Source organism: Thiolapillus sp. (genome assembly GCF_048562965.1).
GTDB lineage: Bacteria > Pseudomonadota > Gammaproteobacteria > Chromatiales > Chromatiaceae > Thiolapillus > Thiolapillus brandeum_A.
Map to the genome: position 1 here is coordinate 1 of NZ_JBHNMF010000857.1, position 1224 is coordinate 1224.

General features: G+C 52.4%; 1 protein-coding gene. It reads right to left on the reverse strand.

Annotation, left to right across the window (positions count from 1 at the left end):
* Window positions 1-549: 549 nt before the first annotated feature.
* Window positions 550-918, reverse strand: coding sequence for a histone H2B family protein (locus ACOCD2_RS20660; RefSeq protein WP_293653196.1), 369 nt, complete (start codon window positions 916-918; stop codon window positions 550-552).
* Window positions 919-1224 lie beyond the last annotated feature (306 nt).

Here is a 1224-nt window from a genome sequence, read left to right on the forward strand (position 1 = left end):
CTGTCTGTCAACGGTGTGGCTTGCAAGTCGAAGGGAATGGTCTCGTACATAAACGTGCCATGGAGACTTGCGAGCATGAGGTGGTGGGATTGAACTGAAAATATCACCAGGTGAACGACGACGACGACGACGACGACAACAGCAGTAGCAACAACCACCACAACACTACTGCTACTGCTGCTGCTACTACTACTACTACTGACTGGACTGGTACTACTACTACTAGTACTAGGGCCTGGGGAAAATGAAACCGCCCCAGTGGCTGTAGTCATCTGTAGTTTATTCCTTTGTGTCTGTGTGTGCGTGTGCCTCTTTGTCACCCTTGAAGTGTTGCTGTGTGGGTGCATATTTTGTGTCTGTTATCGATTTTGCTGCCTGTGGTGGTAGTATGGTATGGTATGGTATGCGAGTGTCACAAATCATTCCAACGCTTAAAACAACTTGAGCAAGAAGAAAGACACTAACTCGCTTGGGAAAAAGAGGGCGGTCCTGAGAAGGACCTTATAGGAGCAGGTTTGGTGGAGTGCAACGTGGCAGACAAGGACAGCTTTACTTGCTGCTGGTGTACTTGGTGACGGCCTTGGTGCCCTCACTGACGGCGTGCTTAGCCAGTTCACCGGGGAGCAGGAGACGAACAGCGGTCTGGATCTCCCGACTGGTGATGGTGGAACGCTTGTTGTAGTGGGCCAGTCTGGAAGCTTCAGCGGCGATTCTCTCGAAGATATCGTTGACGAAGCTGTTCATGATAGACATGGCCTTGCTGCTGATGCCAGTGTCGGGGTGCACCTGTTTGAGCACCTTGTAGATGTAGATGGCATAGCTTTCCTTCCTCTTCCTCTTGCGTTTCTTGTCGCCGGAGCGAACAGCCTTGGCCTTGCCGGCCTTCTTGGCGCCCTTCGAGCTGACTTTAGGAGGCATGGTTTTCGTCTGAACTCAATTTCAACGAAGATAGACGAGCCGCGCTCGCCGCCCCGCTTTTATACACCGCCAGCAGTGGTCAGGCACAATTTCTTCGAAACGCCGCGTTCTGATTGGTCCGTTCGTCGCTCGGCACGGCCTGTGCTGTGCGTACACTGCTGGGGTATAAAAGGCGACCCCCCTCTTTTTTGAGAGTCAGTCGCTCTCAGCGAACCGCTTACTGAACTAACGCTTGTGCGCGCTTCGTGCTAAACCCAACCAACTTCTCATCATGTCTGGTCGTGGAAAAGGAGGCAAAGTCAAGGG